Genomic DNA, 3,829 nt, shown 5'->3' with positions numbered 1-3,829 from the left:
CGCTACGAGAAGACCGCCACCATCTATCTGGCCGGACTCCACATCGCGGGCATCTTCCTCTGGTCCGCCCGGTGATCCAAACGAAACTGCCTAGGTCGTATCCCTTTGCCCGGGAGAAACCGAGTGCCCTTGAGGCGCCCTCCACTCTCTCTGTTGCGTCTCAGGCAGCGCGGATGCGAGCGGAGCTCGACGGAGTTCACGCCGAGGCCGGCGGCGAGCGCGATCGGGGCTCCGAAGTGTCGCACAGATCGCGACGAGGCAGCGCTCACCCGGAAGCAGAGCGTGACACCGCTGTGAGGATCAAACGGCGCAGGTCACGGCGCTTTCAAGCCCTGTCGTCCGCTGTGGCGCCCTAGGGATGTTCCTGCCACCCGTTGGTCTCGCGCAGGGCGGTGAGGTAGTCGGCGATCGCATCCCGGTTGCGGGTCAGGCTGTCGATGCGTGTCGTGAGCCGGGCCTGTTCGGCCTCCAGCAGCGCGGCCATCTCGGGTCTCAGGCCGGAGAAGCGGATGTCGCTGTGCGGGGTGGAGATGCACGGCAGGACCCGCTGGATGAGACGGGTCGGCAGACCGGCCTCCAGGAGGTCACGAATCTGGGCAATCCGCCCCAGGGTGTTTTCGTCGTACTCCCGGTAGCCGTTTTCGCCGCGACCGGGGACGATCAACCCCTTTTGCTCATAAAACCGCAGCAGCCTGGGAGTTGTACCCGTGAACTGCGCCGCCTCTCCGATGTGCATGCGTTCGATTCTAGAAGCCGTGGTGTTCCGGCTGGGCCCGGCGGGTTTCCACCGTGTCTCCTGGCAGGCGATCTTGACCGATCGCCAAGTGGCCTTCTTTGAGGCTCTTGAAACCGTTCCCTTGGATCGCCCTGAAGCTCACGAACAGGTCCGGGCCGGATTCCGGGGGTGATGAAGCCGTACCCCTTTTCGACGTTGAACCACTTCACGACGCCGTTCTGCCGCTCTGCCACGTCTGCTCCTTGAATCGCCTGTTGCAGCCGGAGATGCAAGGCGCCCCGACGAACTGATCACCCGCGATGAGGGGGCGGAGGCCCGGAATAGGGACCGCCACCGGAGATGACCGGAACCAACCGGTCGGGCTTACCCGGCAAACGGTCAAGATCGACTGTCAGAGGTCACGCCGGCCTGGACGGGTGGGGTAGATCCGTGGGAGTGGCGGCCTGTCATGCCCCCGGGGAGGGGCGGCGTGTCGCCCGCCATCGGGCATGGGCCTTGCACAAGACCCCGACATCAGGGGTCTCTGGGCGCTGAAGCCCGGTGACGAGACACCGACGACCGTTGCAGGCGGCACTCCTCGTACGCCCTGCTCGTGTGCGCCGAACACCCGACGGCCAGGCGATCGGGAGTCGTTGCCCGGAAAGGCTGTGACCTGCACTGTTTGACCTTGACACCGGTGTCAGAGATGGACACTGCCGTCGTTGGCGAGGCCACCCGAGCCTCGCAATCTGTGACATCGACGAGAGACATGAACCATGAACTTGACACCGGAAGCCGCAGCACTGCTGGAGCGCTGGGTACAGGCGGCCGAAGACATCGCTCCTGCGCTTGCGGGCGAAGGCGACCTCACCTGGGCGCAGGTTAGGGAGTCCTACGGCAAGCAGCTCGCTGAGGCCCTCCCGGCGCCGCAGGGCGTGAGCTTCGAGAGGGTCGAGCTCAACGGCGTGCCGACCATGCTGGTCGTGCCGGAGGAACTGAACGATGACCGGACGCTGCTCTACATCCACGGAGGAGGCTACGTACACGGCGCGGTCGAAGGGTACGTCGGGCTGACCGGCCACTACGCCAAGCGCATGCGGGCCCGGGTCTATGCTCCCGACTACCGTCAGGCACCCGAGCACACCTTCCCGGCCCCCATCGACGACGTGTTCAGCGCCTACCAGGCGCTCCTTTCGGCCGGAACCGCCCCCGAGAGGATCGCGATCTCGGGTGACTCTGCCGGAGGCGCGATGGTGATCACCGTCATGCGCAAGGCACGCGACGCAGACCTGCCACTGCCCGTGGCAGGCGTGGCCATCTCGCCCTGGGCAGATCTGACGCACTGCGGCCCCTCGGTCCGCAGCCGTGCCGGCACCGACCCACTGACAAGCGGAGAACTTCTGGACGATCTCGCGCATACCTTTTTGGGCGACGCGCTGCCGACCGATCCGGACGCCTCACCCGTCTACGCCGAGGTGCGCGGCCTGGCCCCGACCCTGATCCAGATGGGTGAGAACGAGGTGATGCTCAGCGGTGCCATCACACTCGCGGGACGGCTCGCCGAGCAACGCGTCCGCACCACACTCGAGGTGTGGCCCCACATGTTCCACGTCTGGCACATGCTGGTCGGCCATCTGCCCCAGTCCGACGAGGCCCTCGACAACGCCGTCTCCTTCATCGTTCGGGAGTACGAGCGAGCGCGGTGAGCGTCCGAGCCAATGGCTCGTCCCGGATGGTCGAATCGCTGGTCGGTGGTGCGTGGGCAGCTTGCGCCGGCTACACCGCCCGGCGTGAATCCCGAGGTCGCTGAGGCTCGCGGCCCCGGTGCGGACAGGCCCTCTGCTCGGCACCGCGCGCGTGTCTCGCCGAGCCGGGTATCCAGGTCATCAGGCATCTCCGCCATCGCGGGCAACGACGGCCCCGTGCGCATCCACCGGCGCAAGGTCGCCGTCGGCTTCGTGAAGCCGCTGGTCACACCCTCCGGGAGACGGCCCGGGTCGCCACAGGGGTTGCCTTCGGCGACTGTCGGAGCAGGGAAGCGAGACGGGACCGGTAGAGGTCAGTCCATCTCGCCACCTGCCCGAGCACATCAACGTCGTGCTGCAACCTCAGTAGGTGAACGAGGCACCGAGGAGCATGGAGGGGGTGAGGTCGGTGTAGCGAACGACGTCGTTCATCACTTCCTTGCCCTCCGGCGAGCCGAACGCCGCGATGGCGGCCTCCTGGTTACGGAACTCACTCACCGCGACGGCCACGATGCCCCCCTCGTCCTCCGGGTAGACACCGGTGCTGGACACCAGGCCGTACTTCTCCCACACCTTGCGACACAGCGGGAGGTGCACGGACTCGTAGTAATCGCGATCAAACCGGAAGTTCTCGCCAGTCGCCTTGTAGGTCACGAAGACGGTTGCCATGGGTTTTCCTTTCTCATCACACTTCTTGTCAGAACGGCAAGGAAGTCGGACATGTCTAGTTCACCGGTGCCGACCGGAGCGGGGACGTCGTCCGGTGCCTTCGACGGCGTCCATGCCTCGCCACCGGCCCACAACAGGGCTTCACGTCGACTTCCGGTGCGGTCCACTCTCTGTCCCACGCGGTCACCAGACGGGAGGAGGACGGCAGGTCGTGCGTCCGGTAGCCGACGGACACCAGGCCCTGCCCGCGCTCGGGCCCTGTGACGGCAATCTGAAGTGTCGCCAGGGCGTCGTGGCGTTCCCGGCGAGACGAGAAGTTCGACATCTAGGTGGTCGAGTGTGTCCAGCACATCGGTCCGGGGAGTCTTCTCGTCCAGCTGGGCCGTAGGTGCGTCGCCGAGGCCGGGCAGGTTCAGGGCAACGGCCCGGACATCGGCCTCGGCGTGCAAGCGCGGGTGTACCCGCCACTTGGTACGGTCGACGGGTCAGGCGTGTAGCAGGATGGTCGGCCGGCCCAGGTTGACTTTGCCGAACGGGAGTATCACGGTTGCTGGTTCTATCGACCAGCAGATGCTTCACGCTCGGGTGTCACCCTTCTCCAGAGAGTCTTCCTCCTGGTCGGTGTCTTCCGCGTTGGCGGTGGCTGTCTGGTCGGCGAGGCGGCGCAGGAGGATCAGGCCGTCGTGGCTGGCGCTGCCGG

Annotated in this window: 3 protein-coding genes and 1 pseudogene; 1 reads left to right on the top strand and 3 read right to left on the bottom strand. The window is 66.2% G+C overall.

The genetic code is table 11. From position 1 onward, the window contains the following. Positions 1-352: 352 nt before the first annotated feature. Positions 353-736 carry a MerR family transcriptional regulator gene (locus ACIQFU_RS38605; protein WP_402558063.1) on the bottom strand — a complete coding sequence of 128 codons (384 nt, stop codon included), beginning with the start codon at positions 734-736 and terminating at the stop codon, positions 353-355. Between the two features lie 10 nt (positions 737-746). Further along, positions 747-969 (bottom strand): annotated as a pseudogene (locus ACIQFU_RS38600) (cold shock domain-containing protein). A gap of 522 nt (positions 970-1,491) precedes the next feature. Between ACIQFU_RS38600 and ACIQFU_RS38595 the strand changes: the two are divergent. Next, a complete protein-coding gene (locus tag ACIQFU_RS38595) occupies positions 1,492-2,421 on the top strand; it encodes an alpha/beta hydrolase (RefSeq protein ID WP_402558062.1) in 930 nt (309 codons plus the stop codon). A gap of 402 nt (positions 2,422-2,823) precedes the next feature. Here the strand turns inward: ACIQFU_RS38595 and ACIQFU_RS38590 are convergent, their stop codons facing one another. Next, positions 2,824-3,129: an EthD family reductase gene (locus ACIQFU_RS38590; protein WP_402558060.1), complete on the bottom strand. Its 306-nt coding sequence runs from the start codon at positions 3,127-3,129 to the stop codon at positions 2,824-2,826. Positions 3,130-3,829: the final 700 nt, after the last annotated feature.

The organism is Streptomyces sp. NPDC093065, from assembly GCF_044754585.1.
Lineage (GTDB): Bacteria > Actinomycetota > Actinomycetes > Streptomycetales > Streptomycetaceae > Streptomyces.
Note: the sequence above shows the minus strand (reverse complement) of the source record. Positions and strands in the feature narration are given on the sequence as shown.